Annotated in this window: 2 protein-coding genes; one reads left to right on the top strand and one right to left on the bottom strand. The window is 71.6% G+C overall.

From position 1 onward, the window contains the following. Window positions 1-56: 56 nt before the first annotated feature. Entirely contained in the window at window positions 57-1,175 is a 1,119-nt protein-coding gene (locus ACFWFI_RS42485) for an FAD-dependent oxidoreductase (protein ID WP_387401282.1), read from the bottom strand. A 108-nt stretch (window positions 1,176-1,283) separates the two neighbouring features. Between ACFWFI_RS42485 and ACFWFI_RS42490 the strand changes: the two genes are divergently transcribed. Beyond that, window positions 1,284-1,985: a TetR/AcrR family transcriptional regulator gene (locus ACFWFI_RS42490; protein ID WP_387401284.1), complete on the top strand. Its 702-nt coding sequence runs from the start codon at window positions 1,284-1,286 to the stop codon at window positions 1,983-1,985. Window positions 1,986-2,003 lie beyond the last annotated feature (18 nt).

The following is a 2,003-nucleotide window of genomic DNA, read 5'->3' on the forward strand; positions in this document are numbered from 1 at the left end:
CCGGACCTCCGGGCAGGGGCGGCGTCGTACGGCACCCGGCGGCGCATGCCCTGCGGCTACTCGTGCCCGGTGAACATGTCGATCAGGCTGTGGGGCGTGCCGTCGCCGAAGAGGAGCTCATGGAGTTCGGCACCATCGGCGGCGGCCGCGGCGCTGCGGAGGAACATGGCCTGCTCGTACTCGGTGAGAGCGGCCTCGACGTCACCGGGGTGCGCGGCGAGGGCCGCGCCGAGTTCGGCGCCGTCGTACATGGCCAGGTTGGCGCCTTCGCCGTTCGGGGCCGAGAGGTGGGCGGCGTCGCCGAGCAGGGTCACCCCCGGCACCCGGTCCCACCGGTGGCCGACCGGCAGAGCGCTGAGGGTGCGCAGGACCGGTGCGGTCTCACCGTCGGTGATCAGTGCGGTGAGCTCCGGCGCCCAGCCCTCGAACTCCTGCGCGATCCGTGAGGTCGCCGCAGCGGAGTCCGTGAAATCGATCGCGGCGAACCAGTCCTGCGACTCGGAGAGCGCCACGTAGGTGTGGAGGGTCCCGCCGCTCTCCCGGTGGGCCTGGATCCCCTTTCCCGGCGCGAGCGCGAACAGCGACCCGCCGCCGACCGCTTTCGCACTGGCCGGGTGCCGGGTGTCGCTGTCGAACAGGTAGGTCTCGACGAACGACCTGCCGACGTACTCGGGTGTCGCGTCGGAGAGCAGAGGCCGGACCCGTGACCACGCGCCGTCCGCGCCGACCAGCAGGTTCGTGACGGTGGTGGCGGCGTCGGCGAAGGTCACCTCGTGACGGCCCCCACCGAGGGAGCGGACACCGCTGACCTTGTGCCCCCACCGGACGGTACCGGCAGGGAGCGAGTCGAGCAGGATCCGCCGCAGCTCGCCGCGCAGCACCTCGGGGCGCCCACGCGGGCTGTCATCGTCGAACAGAACGGTCCCGTCCGAGGCGAGGACCCGCGTCGCCTCGCGGCCCTCCAGGACGAGGCCGCGGAACTCGTCCATCAGGCCCGCCGCCTGCAGGGCCGGACGGCCGTTGTCGTCGTGGATGTCGAGCATCCCGCCCTGTGATCGCGCCGCCGGCGAGGCCTCCGCCTCGTAGACCGTGGCCGGGATGCCGTGGATGTGCAGGACGCGGGCGAGTGTGAGGCCGCCGAGGCCGGCGCCGATGATCGTGACGGGGGTTTCCATGGTGGCTCCTTCGGGACCGAGGCCGCCGGAGCGGCCCGGCCGAACTCTATGGAATGACGTTCCAATCCCCATGTTGGAACAGCGCTCCAGACATGTCAAAATGGCGGCATGTCACCACGGGCGCGCAAATCGGAGCGACGTACGGACGCGCTCAGCCGCGAGCGCATCATCGACGCCGCCGTCGAGCTGCTCGACGCGGCGGGTGAGGGCGGACTGACGTTCCGCGTGCTGACCGAGCGCCTTGCCACCGGTCCCGGGGCGATCTACTGGCATGTGGCGAACAAGGGCGAGCTGCTCGACGCCGCGACGGAGGCCGTCGTCGCCTCCGCTCTGGCCATCGGACCCGTCGAGCCTCCGGCATCGCCGCAGGACGGGATCCGCGCTGTCGCGCTCGGCCTGTTCGACGCGATCGACGAACACCCCTGGCTCGCCGCACAGCTCGCCACGCAGCTCTCCCGCAGCCCTTCGCGGTCGGTGACGCCGCGGATCCTCGAAAGCATCGGCCGGCAGGTCAGCGCGCTGGGCGTGCCCGTGAGCAGCCAGTTCACCGCGGCTTCCGCGTTGATGCACTACATCCTCGGAGCCGCCGGCCAGAACGCCGTGAACGGCCGCGCTGCCGGGCCCGACGTGGACCGCGGCGAGTTCCTCGACGCCGCGTCGAAGGCATGGAAAGAGCTCGACCCCGACGACTACCCGTTCACCCGGGCCGTCGCGGATCAGATGCGTGCCCATGACGACCGGGCGGAGTTCCTCGCGGGGATCGCTCTCATCCTCGCCGGCATCACCACGGTCCACCCGCCCACCGCGTGACACGGTTCCGGCGGAATG

The sequence above is a fragment of the Streptomyces sp. NPDC060209 genome, assembly GCF_042728155.1.
Classification (GTDB): Bacteria; Actinomycetota; Actinomycetes; order Streptomycetales; family Streptomycetaceae; genus Streptomyces.

Excerpts from the sequence above, each read along its gene's own strand:
- ACFWFI_RS42485 (WP_387401282.1), bottom strand. The coding sequence starts at position 1,175 with ATGGAAACCCCCGTCACGATCATCGGCGCCGGCCTCGGCGGCCTCACA.
- ACFWFI_RS42490 (WP_387401284.1), top strand. The coding sequence starts at position 1,284 with ATGTCACCACGGGCGCGCAAATCGGAGCGACGTACGGACGCGCTCAGC.